The sequence below is a fragment of the Polaromonas sp. Polasp52 genome (genome assembly GCF_059491565.1).
The window spans coordinates 4,722,637-4,745,534 of the sequence record NZ_CP168513.1 but is presented as its reverse complement, the minus strand read 5'-3'; the positions used below and the strand labels follow the sequence as shown (position 1 = coordinate 4,745,534).

The window sequence follows — 22,898 nt, the reverse complement described above, 5'->3', positions numbered from 1 at the left end:
GACGGCCATTATGGCGATGGACGCCTGCCGCCCGCGATGCACTGCGGGTCGTTGAAGGTGGCTGGGTTGTTGCGGTCGCAGGGAATGCTGCAGTTGCTCGCGCCCCGGCAAGCGGACTTGAGGGACTCCTTCGCGGTCTGCTCCCAATTGATATCAGCGCAGGCACTGAGCAAAGCGGCCAGGGCCGCGGCGATGGCAAGGCGTTTCATGGATGTTCCTGAACAAGCAAATCAAGCGGCATCGTCCGGCCGGGAAACCAGCAGGTCCCCCGGCTGGCAATCGAGAAACTCGCAAATGCGCATCAGCGTGTCAAAACGCACACCCTTGACCTTGCCCTGTTTGAGCAGGGACAGGTTGGCTTCGGTGATGCCGACGTAGGCGGCCAGGTCCTTGGACTTGGCTTTGCGTTCGGACAGCATCACATCGAGTTTGACGACGATGGGCACGCGCGGAAGAAGAAAAACGAAGAAGAGTTAAACGAACTGCGCGTTCTCTTCAGCCAACGCCACCGCCCTGGCCATCACGGCGGCGATCTGCCACACCATGCCGGCGAACAGCAGGGTCAGCAACTCGTTGCTGCCCAGGCTCAGCGACAGCGCACGCGGGCCGGCCGGCACCGCCGAGGTCAGCACCAGGGTGACAAGCGTGGACGACAGTACACCAGTTACCACCGACGCAAAAATGCCGGCGGCAAAACCGCGCAGGTATTTGACGGTGCGCAGGCTGAAATATTCCGCCTGCGAAAAACCCGAGAAGCAGCGCATGGCGCACATCAGCCCATAAGACGCGCAGCACACCGGCACCACACCCAACAGCACGGACAGGCATTTTTGCCCCAGCGTGACCTCCATGGCCGCGGCCTGCGCGACTTGCGACGACACGCCCGCGCGCATCAGCAGGCTTTCCACCGGCACGCTGAGCAGGTGGTAGGCCACCGCCAGCGGCAATGCCACCGCAAGCAAGGCACAAGCCCAGGCCAGCACGCTGCTGAGGCCCTGCACATCAGGCCCGGAGGGGGCCAAGGGAGTTGCTGTGTGTTTCAAGGGAGCACCTCTTGTCTTGTGAAGAGGGCCTCAGTGTCGCAGAATAATTTCTGTAAAACAATAATTAATGTCTTTAAAACAGAAATAATTTAGACTCATTTCAACGCTTAGGCGACAACCCTGGACACCGGCCGCAGGGCTTTGGGGTAAATTGTCCCCACACCATGCCCAGCTCCAAACCGCCCGCCGCCCGCAAAACCCCTCCCCGCCCGCCTCGCCTATCCCCCTGCAGCCGCTCAAAGGCGTGCGCGTGCTGAGCCTGGCGCTCAACCTGCCCGGCCCGGCGGCGCTGATGCGCTGCAGGCAGATGGGCGCGCGCTGCGCCAAGCTGGAGCCGCCCCCGCCCTCGGGCGACCCGATGAAGCTCTACAACCCGGCCGCCTACGCAGCGTTGCACGCCGGCGTGCGCACCGCCACGGCCGACCTCAAGACCGAGCGCGGCCAGGCCTTGCTGCACCGCGAGCTCGCAAAAACCGACGTGCTGCTCACCTCCTTCAGGCCCTCGGCGCTGGCCAAGCTGGGCCTGGGCTGGAAGGCCTTGCACAAGCAGCACCCGCAGCTGAGCCAGGTCGCCATCGTCGGCAGCCCGGGCGAGCGCGCCGAAGAGCCCGGCCACGACCTCACCTACCTGGCCGAAAACAATTTGCTCACTGGCCTGGACCTGCCCGCCACGCTGTACGCCGACATGGGCGGCTCGCTGATGGCCAGCGAAGCCGTGCTGCAAGCCGTGCTGCACCAGCGCGCCAAGGGCAAGGGCGCTTACCTCGAGGTCGCCCTCTCTGCCGCCGCCGGCTACCTGGCCCTGCCGCGCAGCTGGGGCCTCACGCAGCCCGGCGCGGCCGTGGGTGGCGGCCATGCGGGCTACCGCCTCTACGCCTGCAAGGACGGCCGCGTGGCGCTCGCGGCGCTGGAGCCGCATTTCGCGGCCAGCCTGTGCGCCGCCGCGGGCGTGCAGGCCTCCGGCATGAAGGCCATGTTCGCGCCGGCCACGCATGCGGCGATTGAAGCCTGGCTCAAAGGCAGGACACGCAAAGAGCTGGACGCGCTGGCGGTGGAGAAAGACATTCCGCTGCACACGCTGACAGCTTAAGCACCGCGGCGCGCCAGCACCACCATCGCCGCCCCCAGCAGCAAGGCGCCCACACCCTGCTGCGCGCTCAGCGGCTCGGCAAACAGCCAGGCCGCCGCGACGGCGGCCACCAGCGGCTCGACCAGGGTGCCGATGACCGTCGCGGTCGGCGACAGGCGCCGCGCGCCCCAGGCAAAAGCCAGGTAGGCGATCGAGGTGGTGAAGATGCCGGTGTAGCCCACCTGCAGCCAGGCGGTCGTGTGTTGCGGCCAGGTAATACCTTGCGAAAGCGCCAGGCCCAGCATCAATAGCGCCGCCGCGCTCATGCTCCAGGCCGAGGCGGTGACGGCCGGCAACTGCGCGGGCATGCGCGCATTGCCCAGCACCACCAGCGAATACAGCCCGGCCGAGGCCAGCGACCAGGCCAGGCCGGCCATGTAATGCTGCGGCAGGCTCAAGCCTTCGCCGGGCATGGCGATCAGGCCCACGCCGGCCAAGGCCAGGCCCAGCGCCAGCAGCAACCGGCCGCTCGCGCGTTCATAACCGCGCAGCACCGACAGCAGCGCGACGATGACGGGTGCGCAACAAATAGAGATCACCGTGGGCAGAGCCGCGCCTATGTGGCCCATGGCGATAAACCAGCTCGTGACGTTGAGCGCCATGGCCAGGCCGGTGCCCATGACCAGGGCTTTGCCGCGCCGGGGAAGGTGCCGCCACTGCGCAGTGCGCGGCGCGGCCGGCAGCTGCCGCCAGTGCCACCACCACAAGAGCGGCAAGCCCAGCGCGAATCGCGCCAGGGACAGGCTATAGGGCGCCATGCCCCCGGCCATCACAGACTGGGCGACCAGGGCGCCCACGCCCCACAAGACGCCCGCAAGCAGGACACCGCCCCAGGCCAGGGCGGCCGATGTTTGGGTTTTCATGAAAAATTTCTCCGTCCGTGCGCCTGCTGCAAGCGGGATCGCCGCAACAAAAAGCAGGCAGGCGCGTCAACTCAAAGCCGCGCGCCTGCTCCAGGCGGAACAGGCACGGCCCAAGGGCGCAGCCCGGCATCAAGCCGGCTGCATCACAGAGTGACGGAGGGGGGAGAAAGCTGGAGATGCATGGCTTGCATCATAGCGAAGACGAAGCGGAGGCGCCGCCGTAAACCAGGCCGGCCCGCGCAGGCCGCTCAAACACCTGCCGCACGAAGGCATACAAGGCCCAAAGCAGCAGCAAGGGAATCACCAGCGTCTGCAGCACAAAGATCACGATGAGCTTGATGATGTGCTCGGTGGCCTGCTCGGCCGCGCGTTTGAGGTTCTCGACATGTTTGCCCACGTCGCCGTTTTTCGCCAGCCAGTCTTTCATGCTCTCGACCAGGCCGCGATTGTCGGGTGCGGCAACAGTGGGGTTGAGCTGCCCGGCCTGCCCTGTCGCGCTGTCTATCAGTTGCTGGCTGGCCGCGTAATCGGCCGCCAGGAATTTTTGCCACAGCAGGTCGCTGCCCAGCGTCACCACCGGCACGGCAAAACGCAGCATCAGCAAAATCACCAGCAGCCTGGACAGCCAGGGCGGCACCCGCGCCCTGCGCAAATGCAGCCACCACCAGGCGAGTGCCGCGGAGCTTAAGGCCAGTGACACCGGCCAGTAACTGCCTATGCTGATCAGCGCCTTCTGGATGCCGAAGGCGACGCTGGCCGCCAGCATCAGGTGCGAGAACTGCTCCACCAGGTCGTTCACCGGGTCCAGGATCTGCCCGGGCGTGAAGGTGATACCGACGCCGAAGGGCTGCACCGAGGCCTCGGTGCCCTGCGCGACCGAGATCACCGCATTGAGCAACCGCGCCGTGGCAAAGCTGACCAGCGCGCGCTTGAGGCCGGCATCAACCTGCCGCATGGCCGGCGCGTCCAGCGGCGCCAGCCAGGCGCAGGCCGTGACGGCAGCCATGGTGAAAGCCACGAGGGCTCTGCGTGCGATGAGCATGGGTCTCTCCGGGTTCTGGATCGAAGGGAATGCCAGGCCATCTTGCCAGAAAGATCTGCCGGAAGAATTGTTTCCCGGGAACGCGCCGGGCTGAGGGCCTCTCCCGCCGCAACCAGGGACGGTCCCGGGGCACGGCGCAGGCCGGCTATCAAGGCTTTGCCGGCTTTGGCTCCGCCCTGGCGCCCGGCGCGCCTATCAGCGCCAAACGGGCCTGCTCAAGCATCGCCTTGTGTTTTGCCGCTTCAATAAAAGCGGTTTCATCGCCGGTGGTCCAGCCCCTGAACGTGGCCTCCAGGAAGGCGCGGCGACTCTGCGGATACTGCTTCATCGAGGCCAGTATCGCGGCGTCCGGCATCGCCGGGTTGATCGTGAACGCGCTCCAGCGCTGCTCAATCGCCCGCCAGGCGGGAATCAGCTCCGCCGCCATCTCGGGCACCAGCTCCTTGGGCGGGATATCCCCGTCAAGGGCCTTGTTCATGAATGTTTCGAAGCGCGCGTTGAGCGGGTTGATCTGCGACTCGTATTCACGCGCGGCCTGCTGCAAAGCCACCATCTCCGACCAGTAGTACGGCGGCCTGGGCGCATAAAGCGTCCCGGCGGCAATGGCGGCGGCCGCAACCACGGATGCCGCAACAGCCGCAAGCCGGCTGCCGCGCCCCGCACTCGCCTTGGCGGCCGTCGGCCGGAGCAGCACGCCCATGACGGCGCCGCAGCACAGCCCGCACAGCAGTGAACCGAAATCCGCGGAGCCCTTGGCGACGGCAAAGCCCAGGAGGCCCAGCAGCGGTAACAAAGCCAGGGCCTTGAAGACGGAAAAGTCGCGCCTGCGCGGCGCACCCTCCAGGCCCCGCCCCATGGCAATAAGCAGGCACAAGCCCAGGCCCAGGGCCGGCCCGCCGGCGCCCACACTCACCGTCGCGAAGTCGCGGACATAAAGCGTCGCCACGCTGCACAGCGCCGACACCAGCACGAACGACAGCAACAGGCTCAGGGCGCCATAGGTGCGCTCGAAGGCCCTCGAGACCACCCAGAAAAAGGGAATAAAGGCAGCGACGCCGATCATGGACCCCAGTTGCAGTTTGGACGCGACGAGCCGCCATGCGTTACCGCTGTCCAGGGTGGTCGTGGCGGAATTGCCGCCCCATTTCAGCAGGGCGTCATTGCCAAGAGCAAACCAGGTGCCGGAGCTGTAGAGCGCCGTGGCGGTCAGGCCCAGCATCGCCAGCAGAACCAGCAAGGTGGCCCAGGCCCACGCATGCCTGGGGGAGGCCGCCGCATCGAGGGCTGCGGGCCGCGTATCCGGCCGGGTGTCGTCAAAGGGTATCGCCACGTCAGCCCCCTTTCTTCATCGTGTCCAGTGCCCGCTGGACGGCCTCGGCAAGCTTGGGCCTGTCGCCCTGCCGGGCCAGCAGCAACGCGCGCTGCAATGCCGCTTCCGCGCCTTGCGCATCGCCCATTCTTGCCAGTATGTCCGCGTGCTCCTGCTCGGCCTTGGCCTGGTCCGCGAGCATGCCGGCCTTGCCGAAACCGTCAATGGCGCGCCGCACGGCGGCCAGCGCTTCGGGCAGCTTGCCGGCGTAACGCTGGCCGCCCGCAATCATCAGGTCGGCCATGGCCGTCTTGTCCTGGCGATTGATCTGCGCAAACAAATCACGGCTGTGCTGGACCATCTCCAGGCCTTTACCGACATCGTTGGCCGCGCCGTAAATGCGCCCCAGCTCGAACACGCCCTGGGCGATGCCCGATTTCGTGCCGGCCGCCCGGTAGAGTTCGATGGCACGCTCGGCCTCGGTCTTTGCCGCCTGGAAAGCATTGGGACGCAGCAGCGAAGCCAGGCGCAGGCGCGCGCTGGCCTCGTTCACCGGCTGTTTGGTCGTTTCGCCGGCCCTGATGGCTTCGCGGTAGAAGACCTCGGCCTGCGGCCTGCGGCCATCCATCCACTCGGCATCGCCCAGCGCTTCGCTGGCCAGGCCCTGGCCCACGAGCTGCCCATCGGCCTTGAAAGCGGCCTGCGCCTGCGTCGCCTGCTCGCGCATGAGCGCCGCGTTGTCCATCAGCCCCTGCAGCAGCGCGGATTTGAGCAAGGCATTGCCCACGGCGCCGGCGTCCTTGCTTTTACGCGCCGCGGCCAGGGCACGCTGGTAAAAGGCCTGTGCTTCAGGCAGCTTGTACTGCGCGGCGGAAATTTCACCGAGCGCCAGCAACGAATAGGATTCCGCTTCCGGATTCAAGGCGGTCAGGGAGCGGGCAAGGGCTCGATCGAAAATCTGCCGCGCCTCCTGCAGCCGGCCCTCCTCCATCGCCCGGCGGCCCTGCTGGCGCAATGCGGTGGCCTCGGCCAGAGGCGCCCCCTGGGCCTGCGATTGCGACAGCAGGCTTTCGACCTGGGCCTCCTTGGTCGCGGAGTCGCCGCCATGGGTCCGCACGGCAAAGCTGGTGGCGTTGAGCACACCCAGGCGGTCGCCGGCGGCGGCCGACAATTTGCCGGCAATATCGGCCTGCGCCCTTGAAGCCTCGACCTGGCCCGACTGGTTGAGCATCTCGGCCATCTCCAGGCGAATTGTTCCCTGCCCGCCCAGATTGCCTTCAATCTCATACAGCAGCAGCGTACGGCGCAAAAGGCGCAGGCCGAGTTCGTGCTGGCCACCCTTGAACTCCAGCCGCGCGAGGTTGTGCAAGGCCAGCGCCTCGACGTCGCGCATGCGGGTTGTTTTGGCCAGTTCCAGCGCCCGCCGGGCGGTGGCGGCCGCGGGTTCGGTGCGGCCCTGGTCGAGCAAGGCAGCGGACTCATTGACCAGCAGCAGAACCTGCTGCTCATCAGCGGACAGCACGCGCCCCGCCTGCACCTGCGCCTGGTATGTTTGCTGGGTCTGGGCGAGCACGCCCATGCCGGCCACGCACAGCAATCCTGCCGCGATGAACCGCTTTCTGGAGCCTGCCTGCATGGATCCCCTCCCGGATAGCCCTTTTATTCTCATCAGGCATTCTAGGAGGATGGGACGTGCCGCGCTTGCTTTCTAACGCCCGGTCTTGCGGGGTTTGGCTGAACCGGTCACCCGGGGCGGAAGCCCGGTGTGCTGGGTCAGCATGCGGCCCTTGACCGGGGTGGTGCTCTTCAAGGCTACCCCGGGGCCGGCGCTCTTGCCCGCCAGCGGCGTCGAATTCTTGCGCCGCGCGCTGGTATAGCTGCCGTCGGTCAGCGGCTGGAAGGTCGGGATCAGGTGGTGCTTGCCGTTGCCGATCAGGTCGGCCCGGCCCATGGCCTTGAGCGCCTCGCGCAGCACCGGCCAGTTGTTGGGATCGTGGTAGCGCAAAAAGGCCTTGTGCAGCCGGCGGCGGCGTTCGCCGCGTACGATGTCCACCGTCTCGCTGTCGCGCGTGATCTTGCGCAGCGGGTTTTTGTTGGTGTGGTACATGGCCGTGGCCGTGGCCATGGGGCTGGGGTAGAAGGTCTGCACCTGGTCGGCCCGAAAGCCGTTCTTCTTGAGCCAGATCGCCAGGTTCATCATGTCCTCGTCGCTGGTGCCCGGGTGGGCCGCGATGAAGTACGGGATCAGGAACTGCTTCTTGCCGGCTTCGAGGCTGTACTTCTCGAACATCTGCTTGAACTTGTCATAGCTGCCGATGCCGGGTTTCATCATCTTGGTCAGCGGCCCCTGCTCGGTGTGCTCGGGCGCGATTTTCAGGTAGCCGCCCACATGGTGGGTGACCAGCTCCTTCACGTACTCGGGGCTTTGCACGGCCAGGTCGTAGCGCAGGCCGGAGCTGATGAGGATTTTTTTCACGCCCTTCAAGGCCCGCGCGCGGCGGTACATCTTGATCAGCGGGTTGTGGTTGGTGTTGAGGTTGGGGCAGATGCCCGGGTACACGCAGGACGGCTTGCGGCAGGCGGCCTCGATCTCGGGCGACTTGCAGCCTATGCGGTACATATTGGCGGTGGGCCCGCCCAGATCGGAGATCGCGCCGGTAAAACCCTTGACGGTGTCGCGTATCGCCTCGATCTCGCGGATCACCGAGTCCTCGGAGCGGCTCTGGATGATGCGGCCTTCGTGCTCGGTGATCGAGCAGAAGGTACAGCCGCCGAAGCAGCCGCGCATGATGTTGACTGAAAAGCGGATCATCTCCCACGCGGGGATCTTGGTCGCGCCGTCGTGGCCGCCGCTCTCGTCGGCGTAGCGCGGGTGCGGCGAGCGGGCGTAAGGCAGGTCGAACACATAGTCCATCTCAGCCGTGGTCAGCGGGATGGGCGGCGGCGTGATCCAGACGTCGCGCGCGGTGGCGCCTTCGCCGTGGGCCTGCACCAGCGCGCGGGCGTTGCCGGGGTTGGTTTCCAGGTGCAGCACACGGTTGGCGTGGGCATACAGCACCGGGTCGCTCTTGACCTGTTCGTAGGACGGCAGGCGTATCACCGAGCGGTCGCGCGGCGGGACCTTGATCTTGCCCTGCGCGGTGTGCACGGTGGACGGGAGATTGGGGTTGGCCACAAAGGTCAGCGGCTTGATGGCCGGGTTGGCCGCGGAGCTGGCTGTTTCGGCCTTGGCCGCCACCTCGGCCGCTTCGTCTTCGCGCGCGCAGCTGGCGCCCTGCTCGCGCGCCTGGTCGGAAATCATCAAATAGGGGTTGACGTGGGCCTCGACCCGGCCCGGCGTGTCCACGCTGGTGGAGTCGATCTCAAACCAGCCCTGGGCGCTTTCGTCGCCGCTGCGGCGTATGAAGGCCGTGCCGCGCACGTCGGTGATGCTGGCGACCGACTCGCGGGCGGCCAGGCGGTGGGCGATTTCGACGATGGCGCGCTCGGCATTGCCGTAAAGCAGCAAGTCGCATTTGGCGTCGACCACCACGCTGCGGCGCACCTTGTCGGACCAGTAGTCGTAATGCGCGATGCGGCGCAGCGAGCCTTCTATGCCGCCCAGGATGATGGGCACGTCCTTGTAGGCCTCGCGGCAGCGCTGCGAATACACCAGGGCCGCGCGGTCGGGGCGCTTGCCGCCCACGTCGCCGGGGGTGTAGGCGTCGTCGCTGCGTATCTTGTGGTCCGCCGTGTAGCGGTTGATCATCGAATCCATGTTGCCGGCGGTCACGCCGAAGAACAAATTGGGCTTGCCCAGCGCGCGGAAAGGATCGGCGCTGTGCCACTCGGGCTGAGCGATGATGCCCACGCGAAAGCCCTGCGCTTCGAGCATGCGGCCTATGACGGCCATGCCGAAACTCGGGTGGTCCACATAGGCATCGCCCGTGACGATGATGATGTCGCAGCTGTCCCAGCCGAGCGCGTCCATCTCGGCCCGGCTGGTGGGCAGAAACTTGGCCGTGCCGAAGCGGGCCGCCCAGTACTTGCGGTAGCTGGTCAGCGGCTTGGCGGCGCGCGTGAAGAAGGAGACGTCGACGGGGGCGTTCATGGGGGCTGTGGTTAACCCTTTGGGTAACCCTCTATTCTAAGGTTTACCCTGAGTTTTGCCCCTTAAATCAGCATTTAAGCCCTACAAAGGCCTTGGCGCGGCGGCCCGGTGTGGTTTATCGGGGCGATTGGCCCCTCTACGGCCCTGAATCAGCCCAAATCAGCCGTGTACCTGCCGGCTGTCGGCCGGCGCCTCGTCGCGCTCATTCAGGCCGTAATCGCGCAGCACATGGGCCACGCGTAGCCGGTAGTTCTCAAACACGCCGCCGCGCCCGCGGCTTTGCGCCTGCCTGTGGCTTTCCAGCTTGCGCCATTCCAGCACGGCCGCCTCGTCGCGAAAGAAGGACAGCGACAGCAGCTTGCCTGGCGTGCTCAGGCTTTCAAAGCGTTCAATCGAGATAAAGCCGTCGATTTTTTCGAGTTGGGGCTTAAGCGCCGCGGCGATGTCGAGGTAGGTCTGCTTCTGGCCCTGGGCGGGCTGGACTTCAAAAATAATCGCGATCATGGGGGCTTTCTTGTTGCTGTAGGGCTTGCTGTGATGCTCGCATCAAGCGGTGAAAACCGGAATCCGGGCATTCATGGAGGGACGGTAGTCCCAGCGAAATGATGCGGCATCCTTGAGCCGCCCCGAGACCAGCAAGGCCTTGATGGCAGCCGCCGCGACTACGCAGGCCAGCGCCTGGCCTGGACACTGGTGGGCACCATGGCCAAAGCCAGGCACCTGGCGATCCGGGCGCTCCAACAAAAATTCGTCGGGCCTGGCGTTGCATGCGGGGTCGCGGCCCGCGGCGGCCAGCAGCACCAGCACCACATCGCCGGCCTGCAGCGAAACGCCCGAGACTTCCGTGGCCTGGTCCACAAAGCGGCGCGTGTTGTGGATGGACGGGTCATAGCGGCTGACTTCCTGGACCATCTGCAGCAGCTTTGCGGGTCCGCGGGTCATGGCGTCCAGCAGGCCGGGATGCGTGGCCAGGGCCGTGATGCTGTTGCCGATCAGGCCGGCCGTGGCCTCATAGGTTTGCGACAGCAGGCCCACCGCATTGCACAGCAGCGCCCGCGCGTCATGCCAACCGGCCTGCGCCGCCTCCTGTTGCAGGCGCGCCAAGGCACTGCCGGGCTGGGCGCTGGCGGCCTGCACCCCTTCCGCAAAACGCGACAGCAAGGCCGAGGCGGCCTCGCCGGCCACCGCGAGCTGGGCCGGCGTGCTGAGCGGCGACAGGCAGGCGACAAAATCGGCCATCCAGCGCGCCACCTGCGGCAGCTCGACCTCGCCAAAGCCCAGCAGGTCTGCCACCGCCATCACGGGGACTTCAAAAGCCCAGCGCGACAGGGCCTCGCCACGCAATACGCCCTCCCCGGCAGCTTGCAAGGCCAGCACCTGGGTTCTGGCCTGCACGCGCTCCAGGTCCACTGCGGCCACGAAACGCTGCAGCGCCAGCTTGGGCGCGTCATGCCGCAAGCCCTCATTCATGCGCACCAGGTGGCCGAAGACCTCACCGGCCGCCGAACCGACGATGGCCGCTGGTACGGGCTCAGAAACAGGACGCACGCGGCAGGCCGGATTGCCCAGGACGGCCTTGACACCGGCCGCACTGCTCGCTATCCAGAGTTTGCGTGGCGCATCAAACACCAGTGCCGGACCAGCAACCAGCGCTGCGTAAAAAGGATAGGGATTGCGGTGGGCGGACGCCGCGAGGATGTTGTCAGGAGTCGGTTCGGGGTTCATGGCAGGCATTTTTGCCGCAAACACCCGCCCCATGCTTCGCTGACGAACGAAGCATCAGCGCCTTGAACTTAAGCACGCGCCGGCAGCACCTGCCCGCGGCATTCGCCAAAGCCTATGCGTTGGTAGCCTTCGCGCTCGCACCAGGCGCGCAGGATGATGGCATCGCCGTCCTCGAGGAAGGTGCGCGTCTCGCCATTGGCCAGCGTCACAGCTTTCTTGCCGCCGGCGCTGAGCTCCAGCAGCGAGCCGGCCTGCTCGGGCTGCGGGCCCGACAGCGTGCCCGTGCCCAGCAGATCGCCGGGCTGCAGGTTGCAGCCGTTGACGGTGTGGTGCGTGAGCATTTGCGCCACCGTCCAGTAGGCGTCGCGGTAATTGGACTGCGACAGGCGCTCGGGGCCCAGGCCGGCGTCGCGCATGGCCTGCGTGTGCAACCAGACCTCGAGTTGCACATCAAGGCCGCCCTGCCGGCGGTTGCCCGGCGAGTCGAGGTAAGGCAGCGGCTGCGGGTCGCCCTCGGGTCGCGTGAAGGCCGCACGAAACGGCGCGAGTGCCTCCAGGGTGACTATCCACGGCGAGATGGTGCTCGCGAAATTTTTGGACAGGAAGGGGCCCAGCGGCTGGTATTCCCAGGCCTGCACGTCGCGCGCCGACCAGTCGTTGAGCAGCACCAGGCCAAAGGCATGGGCCTCGGCCTGCTCCATGGCCACCGGTTCACCCACGGCATTGCCCTGCCCCACAAACACGCCGAGCTCCAGCTCATAGTCGAGCCGGTGGCTGAGTCGCAGGAGCGGCAGCTCTTCGTTGGGACCCTTGGTCTGGCCCTTGGGCCGCGGGAATTGCTGGCCGCTCACGCCTATGGACGATGCGCGGCCGTGGTAGCCAATGGGCACCCATTTGTAATTGGGCAACAGCGGTGCGTCGGGGCGAAACAGCTTGCCGACGGTGGTCGCATGGTGGATGCCGGTGTAGAAATCGGTGTAGTCGCCTATGCGGCAAGGCAGGTGCAGCGTGACCGCGTCCTGGCCGTGCAACAAGCCCGCCCATTCGCCCTGCTGCGCGCTGCCCTCGGCCAGGCCTTGCGAAATCGCGGCCCGCAGCGCGCTCATCGCCTGCGGGCTTTGCGCCATCAGCGCATTCATGTCGCCAGCATCGATCAGCCCGGTCGCGCGCAGGTCCAGCACCTGGTCGCCTATGGCCACGCCTATGCGGCGCTCGCCCTGCGGCGTGAGGCTGTAAGTGCCAAAGGGCAGGTTCTGGATGGGAAAGTCGGTGCCTGTCTTGTTGGCGGAGGCGACCCAGCTGCGCAGCTGGGGATCATGGGTGGCGTTCAGAGGGGCGGTCATGGTGAGCTTTTAAAAATGGAGGGACGGCATCAGCCTTTGAACTGGTCCTTGAGCCCGGCCCAGCAGCCGGCATAAGCGGCGTCCAGCGCCCCGCCCTGCATGGCATAGGCCGTGGGCACAAAGCGATAGCGGCTTTCGAACATGAAGGCCAGGGTGTTGTCCAGCTTGTGCGGCTTGAGATCGGCCGCGCTGGCTTTTTCAAAGGCCTCGGTGTCGGGGCCGTGCGGCACCATGCAGTTGTGCAGCGAGGCACCGCCGGGCTTGAAGCCTTCGGGCTTGGCGTCGTACTGGCCGTAGACCAGGCCCATGAACTCGCTCATGAGGTTGCGGTGGTACCAGGGCGGGCGGAAGGTGTCCTCGGCCACCAGCCAGCGCGGCGGGAAGATCACGAAGTCGCAGTTGGCCGTGCCCGGCGTGTCCGAGGGCGAGGTCAGCACGGTGAAGATGGACGGGTCCGGATGGTCGTAGCTGATGGAGCCTATGGTCATGAAATGCGCCGTGTCGTACTTGCAGGGCACCAGGTTGCCGTGCCAGGCCACCACGTTGAAGGGGCTGCTCGGCTGCGTGGCCGACCACAAACGGCCGCCGAATTTCTTGACGACTTCATAGCTTTTTCCAGCCTCATCGCCGGCATCAAAAGCCGCCACGGGCGCGAGGAAATCGCGCGCATTGGCCAGGCCGTTAGAGCCTATGGGGCCGAGCTCGGGCAGCCGGAAATGCGCGCCGTAGTTCTCGCAGATGTAGCCGCGCGAGGCGCCGTCGGGCAAGGCCACGCTGAAGGCCATGCCGCGCGGCAGCACGGCGATCTCACCAGGCTTCACGTCCAGGATGCCGAGCTCGGTGGTCAGCAGCAGCCGGCCCTGCTGCGGCACCAGCAGCATTTCGCCGTCGGCATTGACCAGCGCGCGCCGCGCCATGGACCGGTTGGCGACGTACATGTGCGCGGCCATGCCTGTCTGGGCCTCGGCGTCGCCGTTGGCCGCCACGGTGCGCAGGCCGTCGACAAAATCCAGCGGCTCCGCGGGAATCGGAAACGGGTTCCAGCGCAGGGGATCGGGCGGCACGGCCACGCCGCCCGCCGCGCCCGTGGTCCACTGCGGCTGCGCATAGGGCTGGTAACCCCCCACCACCACCGAGGGCTGGCGGCGGTACAGCCAGGTGCGGCGATTCTCGGCGCGCGGCGCGGTAAAGGCCGTGCCGGAGATCAGCTCGGTATACAAATCGTGCGGCGCGCGCTGCGGGCTGTTGCGGCCCTCGGGCAAGGCGCCTGCGACGGCTTCGCTGGCGAACTCATTGCCGAAGCCGGACTGGTAGCGCAAGGGGGTGTTCGTGTTCATCGCGGTTTCTCCAAAATTCCCATGTCATTCTTCGCCGGTGTCTTCAACCGCGCCGCCGTCGGCCCTGGCCTTGGCAATCAAGCGGTCGAAAAAATCGCTGAGCTGCTCGCGTTCGGCCCCGCTCAGCACACCAAAAATATCGTGGTTGCGCCGGCCTACCACGTTCATGGCGCGCTGCCAGGCCGCCTTGCCTTTGGGTGTCATGGTCAGCACCACACCGCGGCCGTCGGTCGGGCTGGCGGTCTTGACGACCAGGCCCTGCTCCACCAGCGACTGCGCGGCCCGGCTGGCCTGGCCTTTGTTGAGGTTGGCCTTTTGTGCGAGGTCGTTGACCGACAGCGGCGCGAAGGTGCCGACCGCCGTGAGGCAGCGCCCGTCGCTCATCGACAGCCCGGCCCCGGCCACATAGGCACGCTGGCTTTCCAGGTCGGTCAGCTTGTGCAGCAAATGCAGGCGGTAGGTCAGGGTTCTGTCGAGCTTGATCATCGGCGTTCCACCTCGTTGGCTTAAAACTCCATTCTCAGCGCACTCAGTCCAGTTTGATGCCGCTGGCGTGTATCACCTGCGCCCATTTTTCGCGCTCGGCCTTGGAATAGCTGGCCATCTGCGCCGGCGTGCTGGGCGTGGGCTCCAGGCCCAATACCTGGAAGCGTGCCTTGACCGGCGTGGAATTCAGCGCGTCCACCAGGGCCTTGTTGAGTTTGGCGACCACGGCATCGGGCGTGCCGGCCGGCGCGGCCAGGCCTTGCCAGGCATAGGCCTCAAAGCCCTTGAGGCCCTGCTCGTCCAGCGTGGGAATGGATTCGAAATTCTTCACGCGTTGCGGGCTGGCGATGCCGATGGCGCGCAGCCGTCCGGCGTTGATAAAAGCCATGCCGCTGGCGGTATCGACAAACATGAAGGGCACCTGGCCGCCCGCCACGTCCTGCACGGCAGGCGCGGCGCCGCGGTAAGGCACATGAACCATGTTGATGCCGGTCTTGCCGCGGAACAGCTCAGTGGCCAGATGGTGCGGGCTGCCGGCACCTGGCGTGGCGTAGCTCACGCCGCCCTTCTGGTTTTTTGCCCAGGCCGTGAACTCGGCCAGGTTTTTGGCCGGCACGGCCGGGTTGACGACGAGGATCATCGGGAAGCGCGCCAGCAGGCCTATGGGCGCCAGGTCTTTTTCAGCGCTGTAGCTGAGCTTGGTGTACAGCGCCGGGTTGGCCGCCAGCGTGGCGGTGTCGCCGGTCAGCACGGTGTAGCCGTCAGGCTTGGCATGGGCCACGTACTCGGCGCCTATGTTGGTGGCGGCGCCCGGCTTGTTGTTGATGACGAGCGGCTGGCCCAGGGCCTGGCCCATGGCCTCGGTCAGCGCGCGCGCCACCACGTCGGAGCCGCCGCCCGCGGGGTAAGGCACGACCCATTCGATGGGGCGCGTGGGATACGTCTGCGCGGAAGCGGCCGTGGCGGCGAATGCCAGGACGGCGAGCCAACGGTGAAGGGAAGCGGGAAGGCGGGGCATTGTGTCTCCAGGGAATTAATAAGTTATGGAAAAAGGCGGGGGTCGAAAATCAGGTGGCGGCCAGGCGCTCGGCCTGGGCGATCAGCAACAGGGCGTCGGCGACGTCGGCCTGGCGGCTCAGCAAGGCAAGCGCCAGCGTTGCCAGGAACAGCGGCGCCCTCGCCTCGCCCACGCGGGCGGTCGCTTCCGCGAGCGCGGTGTAGGCCTGGTCCAGCTCGGCGATTTGGGTCTGTGAGGGGTTCATGGCTGTCTCCGGAATCGTCATGACGCGTGGGCCGCGCCGGCGGCAAGCTGTTGCTGGAAGGGCTTCAGAGCAGCAGCAATGTCGGCCGTCGAAGCGGATTTCCAGCGGCCCATGAGGTAGCCGTCGGGCCGCACCAGGAAGGCCGAGCCGCCGCCTGCGCCGTAGCGTTCACGGGCCTGGTTGAGGTCGTCAAGCAAAGTGTTGGCGCCGGGTTCGCCCTGGCCGGTGATGCATATCAGCTTGACGGAAGCCGGGCCGTCCTGGCCGTCGGTCGCGAGGGCGGCGATATCACCCGGCAACTCGCCCTTCGCGCTGAAATACAGCAGCACGAAGCAAGAGCCAAAGCAGGACGTGAGATGTACCGCACCCCCGGCGCCCCGCAGCTTGGCTTCCGGTGCGGGCATACCGGCACACGCCCCGCTGGAAAAAGCACTTTCCTGCGCGGCCAGATTCAGCGGCGAGCCCACATACTCCACCGGCATCGACTGGCGCGGGTTCAGCAGCGAGGCCACGGCCGCGTCCTCGGTGGCCAGGCGCAGCGCCGCTTCGCGCAGCAGCTGGAAGCCGTGGTTGGGCGGCGCCATGAACTCGGTGCTCTTGGCGCCGTAGACGATGTTCTCCCGCGTGGCCTGCACGCGCTCGCTCGAATAGCTGTCCAGCAGCGAATCGGCCGCATGGCCTTGCTGCACCAACGCAAGTTTCCAGGCCAGGTTGCCGGCATCGTCCAGGCCGGAGTTGAGCCCGCGCACGCCGAAGATGGGCACCAGGTGGCCTGCGTCACCGGCAAACAGCACACGGCCGCGGCGGTAGCTGGGCAAGGTCAGGCACTTGGCGTTGTAAATCGAAATCCACAGCGGCTCCCAGGGTTGGTCCTCACCGATCATGGACAGGTGGCTTTGCACGCGCGGCAGCACGTTTTCAGGCTTCACCGCCTCCAGCGGGTCCTCGTCGTCGCGGATCTGGTAGTCGATGCGCCAGACGTCGTCGGGCTGGCGGTGCATCAGGATGGTGGAGCCGGGGTTGGACGGCGGGTCGAACCAGGCCAGGCGCTCGACCGCGCGGCGGGTTTTCTGCACCACGTCGACGATCACATACTTGCCTTCGTATTGCGTGCCTTCGAGCTGCAGGCCCAGTTGCTCGCGCACCGTGCTGCGGCCGCCGTCGCAAGCCACCACCCAGTCGGCCTGCACCGTGCGCGCGCCGTCCGGCGCTTCGATGTCCACCTGCGCGCCGGAGGCCTCGGGCCGCACGGCTTTCACCTTGCTGGACCAGCGCACGTCCACCAGGCCGCCCTGCGCCAGCACCGCCTTGTGGGCGAACTCCTCGGCGTAGAACTGCTGGATGTTGACCATGGGCGCGTAGCGCTGCGTGGGTTCGCTGGGCATCTGGAAGTGCAGCACTTCCTGGTCGCGAAAGTAGCTGCGCCCGCCCACCCAGGACAGGCCCTTGTCCACCAAGGGCTTGTCGGCGCCTATCCAGCCGAAGATTTCCTGGGAGCGGCGCGACATGCAGATGGCGCGGCTGCCGGCGCAATAGCTGTCGTCGGCCTCCACCACCAGGCTGGCGACGCCGTGGCGCGCCAGCAGCGCCGCCAGCGTCATGCCCACCGGGCCGCCGCCGGCAATCAGCACCGGCACACGGCGCGGCCACCCAGGGGAATCCGAAGAAAAAGGCTTGGTCACGATGTGCTTGTCCCGGTTTATTTATTGTTGCGTCCGCAACTATAAATCAATCCGGTTGCGCCCGCAACCATTTACCGGAGACCTTTACAACGGGCCCCGGAGCCCGAACAGAGTCTTAGTTGCGCACCATCGTCATCTGCCCGCGCACTTCGCCGGCGGGATAGGCCGCCGTATGGATATTGGCGTACCACCGGCCTGCCATCAGGTCGGCGGCCTGGGCGGCTGTCAGCGTTGCGCTGCCATCCATGGGACTCTTCAGGGGGCTGGCCCATCCCAGAGCCACGCCGGCGTTGGCGCCAATGGCGGCGGGGCCGTGAAAGTGCCCGGCCGTTGCAGGCCCGGTGAGACGGGTGTAGTTGACCTTCCAGCGAAGCAGATTGGTGCTGGGGTCGAACACCGCATCGACCGAGCCGCTGCCGGGGCTGGCATTGGCGGGCACTTCATTGGCGCCGCGAAGCTGCGTGGTGAAAGCGACCAGGCTGGATTGCTTGTTCATCACACCGCAGCCGGTGATGGCGGCAGCGACCACCGCCAGGGCGGCCAGGGACAGTCGGGTGGCGGTACGGCGTGAAAGCATGGGTCGGCTCCTTGAAAAGTTGCAGCCGATTGTGCGTGTCGCACCGCGCCCGCACCCGTAGGACAAACCCCATGCGAACAGTCGGTTCCGGACGACGCCCACACCCCAGCGCAAGCCGACACGCCTGCCTGCGTGTGAACCAGAAACTGCCGTGATAGCGCACTCGCAAGAAAGATAAACACACCATGGCATCTCGCATTCTCTGGAAAGGCGCCATCGCCTTCGGCCTGGTCCACATCCCCGTTGCGCTGCATTCGGCCACGTCGGAAAGCGGTGTGGACTTCGACTGGCTGGACAAGCGCAGCATGGACCCGGTGGGCTACAAGCGCATCAACAAGCGCACCGGCAAGGAGATCAGCAAGGAGAACATCGTCAAGGGCGTGGAGTACGAGGACGGCCAGTACGTGGTGCTGTCCGAAGAAGAAATCGCCGCGGCCTACCCCAAGACCACCCAGACCATAGAGATTGAAAGTTTTGTACCCAACACCGAGATTCCCTTTGTCTACCTGGAGCGGCCCTACTACGTCGCGCCCATCAACAAGGGGCAAAAAGTCTATGCCCTGCTGCGCGACACCCTGCTGAAGACACAGCGCGTGGGCATTGCCCGCGTCATCATCCAGACCAAGCAGCACCTGGCCGTGCTGGTGCCGTCGGGCCCGGCGCTGGTACTGAACCTGCTGCGCTGGGGCGCCGACATCCGCTCGCTGGAAGAGCTGAACCTGCCGCCCATGGGCGCCAAGGCCGCGGGCCTGTCCGACAAGGAGCTGGCCATGGCCAAACAGCTGGTGGACGACATGACCGGCAAATGGGACCCCAAACAGTTCACCGACTCCTTCAAGGACGACATCATGGCGCTGGTCAAGCGCAAGGCCAAGGAAGGCAAGCTCGAGAGCGTGGTGCAGCCGGAGGAATCCGGGGAGCCCGAAGCCCGTTCCGGCGCCAAGATCATTGACCTGACCGAGTTGCTGCAGCGCAGCCTGCGCAAGGGCGGCGGCGATGCGCCCAAGGCCAAGGCCGCCGCCAAGGCGCCCGCACGCAAAAAACCCGCGGCCAAAACCCGGGTGCACTCCCCCGCAAGGCGGCGCGCTGCCTAGGCGGCCCCACGCGCAGCCCAAGCCATGGACGACCGCGATTCCCTCAAAAGCTACCGCGCCAAGCGCGACTTCTCGCGCACGCCCGAGCCTGCGGAAGGCGGCACGCGCTCGGACAAGTCCCTGCGCTTTGTGATCCAGAAACACGACGCGCGCAACCTGCATTACGACTTCCGCCTGGAGCTGCAGGGCGCGCTCAAAAGCTGGGCCGTGCCCAAAGGCCCCAGCCTGGACCCGGCCGTCAAGCGCATGGGCGTGCGTGTCGAAGATCACCCGATTTCCTACGCGGGGTTTGAGGGCAGCATTCCGGCCAGACAATACGGCGCAGGCGACGTGATCGTCTGGGACCGGGGCCTCTGGACGCCGCACGGCGACCCCACAAAAAGCCTCAAGGCCGGCAAGCTCAAGTTCGAGCTGCACGGCGAAAAGCTCAAGGGCGGCTGGACCCTGGTGCGCATGCACGGCCGTGGCGATGAAAGCCACGAGCCGTGGCTGCTGATCAAGGAACAGGACGAATACGCCCGCCCGGAAAAAGAGTACGACGTGCTCAAAGCCCTGCCCAACAGCGTGCTCTCGGGCCGCCCCCTGCCGCGCGATGCCGCGGAAAAACCCGGCAAGGCCCCGGGCAAGGCCGCAGCAGAAAAGGCCGGCGCGCGCATCGCCGGCGATATTCCGGAAGGCGCTGTCGAGGCGAAGCTGCCCGAAATTCTGGCCCCGCAACTGGCCACGCTGGTGGCGGCCCCGCCCACCGACCCGCAAGGCTGGGCTTATGAAATCAAGTACGACGGCTACCGTCTGCTGGCCCGCATAGACGGGGACTCGGTTCGCCTCATGACACGCAACGGCAATGACTGGACGCACAAACTGCCCAGGCTGGTCGAGGCCGTAGCCGCGATGGAGATTCCCTCGGGCTGGGTGGACGGCGAGATCGTGGTGATGAACGAGCACGGCCTGCCCGATTTCGGCGCGCTGCAAAACGCCTTTGACCACGCCAGCACGGCCCGCATTGTGTACTACGTGTTTGACCTGCCCTACTTTGACGGGCTGGACCTGCGCCGGCTGCCACTTTCGCAGCGCCGCGAACTGCTGTGCGCGCTGGTCACCCGCCATCCGCAAGAGACCATACGCTTTAGCGACACGTTCGAGGAAACGCCGCAAGACCTGCTTGAATCGGCGCGGCGCGTCGGCCTGGAAGGCGTGATCGGCAAGCGCGTGGATTCGGCCTACGTCTCGCGCCGCTCGCCGGACTGGATCAAGCTCAAGACGCAGTTGCGCCAGGAGTTCGTGATAGGCGGCTACACGGCCCCCAAGGGCTCGCGCACCGGCCTGGGCGCGCTGATGCTGGGCGTGCATGACGAAGACGGCGCACTGAAGTACGCCGGCAACGTCGGCACCGGCTTTAACGACAAGGTGCTCAAGGACCTCAAGGCGCGGCTGGAAAAAATCCACACGGAACGCAGCCCCTTCGCAAAACTGCCTGCCGGCGTCAAGGGCCAGTTCGTCAAGCCGCAGTTGCTGGCCGAAATCGCTTTTGGCGAATGGACGCACGGCGGCCACATCCGCCACTCGGTGTTCCAGGGCCTGCGCAGCGACAAGCCCGCCAGCCGCATCCTGCGTGAAAAACCCGCCGCCCTTAAAAGCGGCCAGAAAGGCGCCGCCGTGAATCCCGCGAAAAAATCCACGCCTGCCGCGCTCAAGTCCCTGCGGGTGACCCACGCCGACCGCGTGATCGACAGCAGCACCGGCTTCACCAAACAAAACGTGGTCGAGCACTACGCGCAGGTCGCGGCGCTGATGCTGCCCCACCTCAAGGCACGGCCGACCGCACTGGTGCGCGCGCCTTCGGGCATAGGCGGCGAGCTGTTCTTCCAGAAGCATGCCGAGGCCACCTCCATACCCGGGATCAAGCTGCTGGATCCGGCGCTCGACCCCGGCCACGGGCCGCTGCTGGAGGTCCCCTCCGCCCCCGCCCTGCTGGCCGCCACGCAGCTCAATGTGCTCGAATTCCATACCTGGAACGCCACCACGCGTGCCATCCACAAGCCGGACCGCATGACCTTGGACCTGGACCCGGGCGAAGGCGTGGCCTGGCCGCAGGTGCAGGAGGCCGCGCAGCTGGTGCGCGCCTTCCTCGACGAACTCAAGCTGGCCAGCTTCCTCAAGACCAGCGGCGGCAAGGGCCTGCACGTGGTGGTGCCGCTCAAGCGGCAATACGACTTCGACACGGTCAAGGACTTCTCGCATGCGCTGGTGTTGCACCTGGCCGCCGTGATCCCCCAGCGCTTTGCCGCCAAGAGCGGCCCCAAAAATCGGGTCGGCAAGGTTTTCCCGGACTACCTGCGCAACGGCTTCGGCGCGACCACCGTGTCGGCCTGGTCGCTGCGCGCGCGGCCCGGCCTGGGCGTGTCGGTGCCGGTGGCCTGGGACGAACTGGAATCGCTGACCGGCGGCGCGCACTGGACGGCGCAGACGCTGGGCGCCCGCCTGGCCGTCGGCAACCAGCCCTGGCACGCCTACGAGGCCTCGCGCATGGGCCTGGCCGCCGCGATGAAACGGCTCGGCTTCAAACCGGCAGCGCGGGCCAAATGAAGGTCCAGCCGGCTGTCATCCGCCTCCTACACACGCAGGGCCCACGGCCCGACAAGGCGAATGCGGATGCAGTTTTACATTGGCTTCGTGGCGGTTTCATGCCGTCATTTCGCATTCAACACAGCCATCTTTCAAGGAGAACCTGTATGCCTTCCAAGCAGAGTGATCAAAAAAGGAACAGCCCCCAAGCCCAGGACAAGCAGCAGCAACAAGGCCAACGCAAGCAGCCCGGCCAGCAGGACCGGCAGAACATCAACCAGTCCAGCGATGCGCAGCTGAACCAGGGCCAGGGCAACCAGCGCCAGCCTGGGCAGCAGGGCCAGCACGGCAGCGCCCGGGACAATCCGCAAAAGCAGTCGGAGCGCGATGAAAACATGCAGCCCGAAGATTCGGGCAGCCGGCAATCGGGCCGCAGCAACAACTGATGGCGCCGTGCGCGCCATGCAGCCAGGAAGACAGCCAGCGGAGGCCATGCGCCTCCGCTTTTTTGCGTCCCCAGGACGGGACTTGCGAGGCAGCCATGAACCAGCCCGATGAAATGGACCTGACGCTTTACCTTCAGACCGAAGGCCGCCGGCTGGCGGCGGAACGGGCCAGGCAGCATGCCGCGACACCCAAAGCCAGGCCGTCACCCACCCAGCAGCAGTGCACGGCAGCGCAGCCCGCGCGCAGCCTCAGCGAAGCACTGCAACGCATGGGCGTGGCAGGCGCGCATCCGCGCCGCCACCTGTAGGTGGCCGCCGCGACTTGCCTTGCGGCACTGGCCTTGCGCGGGCCCGCGGCCTATCATTTCAGGCAGCGCAACAGCATGCGCCTGGAGACACCATGAAGCCCCTCTTGCCCTTCACACTGGCCGGCTTGCTGCTTTTGTCGGCTTGCCCCGACGCCAAGTCGCCCAAAGCCCCTCCCAAAGTGCCTGAACCCAAAGCCGCGAATACCTCAGCACAGGCCTTGCCGGCGGCACCGCCGGTAGTGCTGCGCGGCACGCGCGCGTCCGCATGAAGGCTTTCCGGCATGCCGCGCCCATCGCAAGCTGGGCCCTGCTGTGCGGTGCAGGCCTGGTAGCCTGCGCCGGCATGCGGGCAGACCCCGCCGCGCAACGCGTCACCGTCGAAGGGCGGACTTACCTGGTGAGCGCGCTGACCGCCGGCACCTGGATAGCCAGCTCACCCACTGCCGGCCCCATCTCCACAACACCCGCCGGGCGCGCCGCCCTGCTGCAGGCCATAGAGCAGCACTCGGGCTGCAAGGTCACCGATGTCGACTACTCGCGCGGCGGCATGCAGCTCGATGCGCAAGTGGACTGCGCCAGCCGCCTCAAGAACTAGCC

24 protein-coding genes are annotated in these 22,898 nt (G+C 66.4%); 7 read left to right on the top strand and 17 right to left on the bottom strand.

The features are described from left to right. Positions 1–8 precede the first annotated feature (8 nt). Genes ACEN9P_RS22205 through ACEN9P_RS22195 form a run of 3 tightly spaced genes read right to left on the bottom strand, consistent with a single transcriptional unit; the run spans position 9 to position 1,022 of the window. Positions 9–209, bottom strand: coding sequence for a hypothetical protein (locus ACEN9P_RS22205; RefSeq protein ID WP_074574140.1), 201 nt, complete (start codon positions 207–209; stop codon positions 9–11). Positions 210–230: 21 nt separating this feature from the next. Beyond that, the gene (locus tag ACEN9P_RS22200) at positions 231–446 is read right to left on the bottom strand and encodes a helix-turn-helix domain-containing protein (RefSeq protein ID WP_007865201.1); all 216 of its coding nucleotides are present in this window, start codon (positions 444–446) and stop codon (positions 231–233) included. Positions 447–473: 27 nt separating this feature from the next. Further along, the gene (locus ACEN9P_RS22195) at positions 474–1,022 is read right to left on the bottom strand and encodes a hypothetical protein (RefSeq protein ID WP_477661731.1); all 549 of its coding nucleotides are present in this window, start codon (positions 1,020–1,022) and stop codon (positions 474–476) included. 241 nt (positions 1,023–1,263) lie between these two features. On the opposite strand from ACEN9P_RS22195, the gene ACEN9P_RS22190 reads away from it, so the two are divergent. After that, positions 1,264–2,133 carry a CoA transferase gene (locus ACEN9P_RS22190; RefSeq protein ID WP_495622217.1) on the top strand — a complete coding sequence of 290 codons (870 nt, stop codon included), beginning with the start codon at positions 1,264–1,266 and terminating at the stop codon, positions 2,131–2,133. On the opposite strand, the gene ACEN9P_RS22185 is transcribed toward ACEN9P_RS22190, so the two are convergent. The 14 genes from ACEN9P_RS22185 to ACEN9P_RS22120 form a co-directional block, all read right to left on the bottom strand. Then, positions 2,130–3,035, bottom strand: a complete 906-nt coding sequence (locus ACEN9P_RS22185) for a DMT family transporter (protein ID WP_495620481.1) — start codon at positions 3,033–3,035, stop codon at positions 2,130–2,132. The genes ACEN9P_RS22190 and ACEN9P_RS22185 overlap by 4 nt on opposite strands. A gap of 190 nt (positions 3,036–3,225) precedes the next feature. After that, a complete protein-coding gene (locus ACEN9P_RS22180; RefSeq protein ID WP_495620480.1) occupies positions 3,226–4,077 on the bottom strand; it encodes a hypothetical protein in 852 nt (283 codons plus the stop codon). 148 nt (positions 4,078–4,225) lie between these two features. Then, positions 4,226–5,314, bottom strand: coding sequence for a rhomboid family intramembrane serine protease (locus tag ACEN9P_RS22175; protein ID WP_477714612.1), 1,089 nt, complete (start codon positions 5,312–5,314; stop codon positions 4,226–4,228). 94 nt (positions 5,315–5,408) lie between these two features. Next, complete coding sequence (locus ACEN9P_RS22170) at positions 5,409–7,022, bottom strand: tetratricopeptide repeat protein (RefSeq protein ID WP_495620479.1); 1,614 nt, start codon at positions 7,020–7,022, stop codon at positions 5,409–5,411. 72 nt (positions 7,023–7,094) lie between these two features. Continuing rightward, positions 7,095–9,476 carry a YgiQ family radical SAM protein gene (locus ACEN9P_RS22165; protein WP_495620478.1) on the bottom strand — a complete coding sequence of 794 codons (2,382 nt, stop codon included), beginning with the start codon at positions 9,474–9,476 and terminating at the stop codon, positions 7,095–7,097. Positions 9,477–9,635: 159 nt separating this feature from the next. Further along, on the bottom strand, positions 9,636–9,980 hold the full coding sequence (locus ACEN9P_RS22160) for an antibiotic biosynthesis monooxygenase family protein (RefSeq protein ID WP_477661722.1): 345 nt from the start codon (positions 9,978–9,980) through the stop codon (positions 9,636–9,638). A 42-nt stretch (positions 9,981–10,022) separates the two neighbouring features. Further along, positions 10,023–11,201 carry a cytochrome P450 gene (locus ACEN9P_RS22155; RefSeq protein WP_495620477.1) on the bottom strand — a complete coding sequence of 393 codons (1,179 nt, stop codon included), beginning with the start codon at positions 11,199–11,201 and terminating at the stop codon, positions 10,023–10,025. A gap of 68 nt (positions 11,202–11,269) precedes the next feature. After that, entirely contained in the window at positions 11,270–12,544 is a 1,275-nt protein-coding gene (gene fahA / locus ACEN9P_RS22150) for a fumarylacetoacetase (RefSeq protein ID WP_495620476.1), read from the bottom strand. A 29-nt stretch (positions 12,545–12,573) separates the two neighbouring features. Then, positions 12,574–13,881 carry a homogentisate 1,2-dioxygenase gene (hmgA, locus tag ACEN9P_RS22145; protein WP_495620475.1) on the bottom strand — a complete coding sequence of 436 codons (1,308 nt, stop codon included), beginning with the start codon at positions 13,879–13,881 and terminating at the stop codon, positions 12,574–12,576. A 24-nt stretch (positions 13,882–13,905) separates the two neighbouring features. Further along, positions 13,906–14,367: a MarR family winged helix-turn-helix transcriptional regulator gene (locus ACEN9P_RS22140; protein WP_477661718.1), complete on the bottom strand. Its 462-nt coding sequence runs from the start codon at positions 14,365–14,367 to the stop codon at positions 13,906–13,908. A 43-nt stretch (positions 14,368–14,410) separates the two neighbouring features. After that, on the bottom strand, positions 14,411–15,385 hold the full coding sequence (locus ACEN9P_RS22135) for a Bug family tripartite tricarboxylate transporter substrate binding protein (protein ID WP_495620474.1): 975 nt from the start codon (positions 15,383–15,385) through the stop codon (positions 14,411–14,413). Between the two features lie 49 nt (positions 15,386–15,434). Then, on the bottom strand, positions 15,435–15,629 hold the full coding sequence (locus ACEN9P_RS22130; protein ID WP_477714620.1) for a hypothetical protein: 195 nt from the start codon (positions 15,627–15,629) through the stop codon (positions 15,435–15,437). A 17-nt stretch (positions 15,630–15,646) separates the two neighbouring features. Then, complete coding sequence (locus tag ACEN9P_RS22125) at positions 15,647–17,230, bottom strand: FAD-dependent oxidoreductase (protein ID WP_495622216.1); 1,584 nt, start codon at positions 17,228–17,230, stop codon at positions 15,647–15,649. Positions 17,231–17,426: 196 nt separating this feature from the next. Next, positions 17,427–17,888 (bottom strand): CHRD domain-containing protein, encoded by a 462-nt coding sequence (locus tag ACEN9P_RS22120; protein WP_495620473.1) that lies wholly within the window; start codon positions 17,886–17,888, stop codon positions 17,427–17,429. A 185-nt stretch (positions 17,889–18,073) separates the two neighbouring features. Between ACEN9P_RS22120 and ku the strand changes: the two genes are divergently transcribed. The 6 genes from ku to ACEN9P_RS22090 all read left to right on the top strand — a co-directional run bounded on the left by ku (position 18,074) and on the right by ACEN9P_RS22090 (position 22,896). Further along, positions 18,074–18,982 (top strand): non-homologous end joining protein Ku, encoded by a 909-nt coding sequence (ku, locus tag ACEN9P_RS22115; protein WP_495620472.1) that lies wholly within the window; start codon positions 18,074–18,076, stop codon positions 18,980–18,982. Between the two features lie 24 nt (positions 18,983–19,006). After that, positions 19,007–21,568 carry a DNA ligase D gene (ligD, locus tag ACEN9P_RS22110; RefSeq protein ID WP_495620471.1) on the top strand — a complete coding sequence of 854 codons (2,562 nt, stop codon included), beginning with the start codon at positions 19,007–19,009 and terminating at the stop codon, positions 21,566–21,568. Between the two features lie 146 nt (positions 21,569–21,714). Then, a complete protein-coding gene (locus tag ACEN9P_RS22105; protein ID WP_477661714.1) occupies positions 21,715–21,993 on the top strand; it encodes a hypothetical protein in 279 nt (92 codons plus the stop codon). Positions 21,994–22,088: 95 nt separating this feature from the next. Further along, entirely contained in the window at positions 22,089–22,301 is a 213-nt protein-coding gene (locus ACEN9P_RS22100; RefSeq protein ID WP_495620470.1) for a hypothetical protein, read from the top strand. A 92-nt stretch (positions 22,302–22,393) separates the two neighbouring features. After that, positions 22,394–22,570, top strand: coding sequence for a hypothetical protein (locus ACEN9P_RS22095; RefSeq protein WP_477661712.1), 177 nt, complete (start codon positions 22,394–22,396; stop codon positions 22,568–22,570). Further along, a complete protein-coding gene (locus ACEN9P_RS22090) occupies positions 22,567–22,896 on the top strand; it encodes a hypothetical protein (protein WP_477714628.1) in 330 nt (109 codons plus the stop codon). The genes ACEN9P_RS22095 and ACEN9P_RS22090 overlap by 4 nt, the downstream gene beginning before the upstream one ends. Positions 22,897–22,898: the final 2 nt, after the last annotated feature.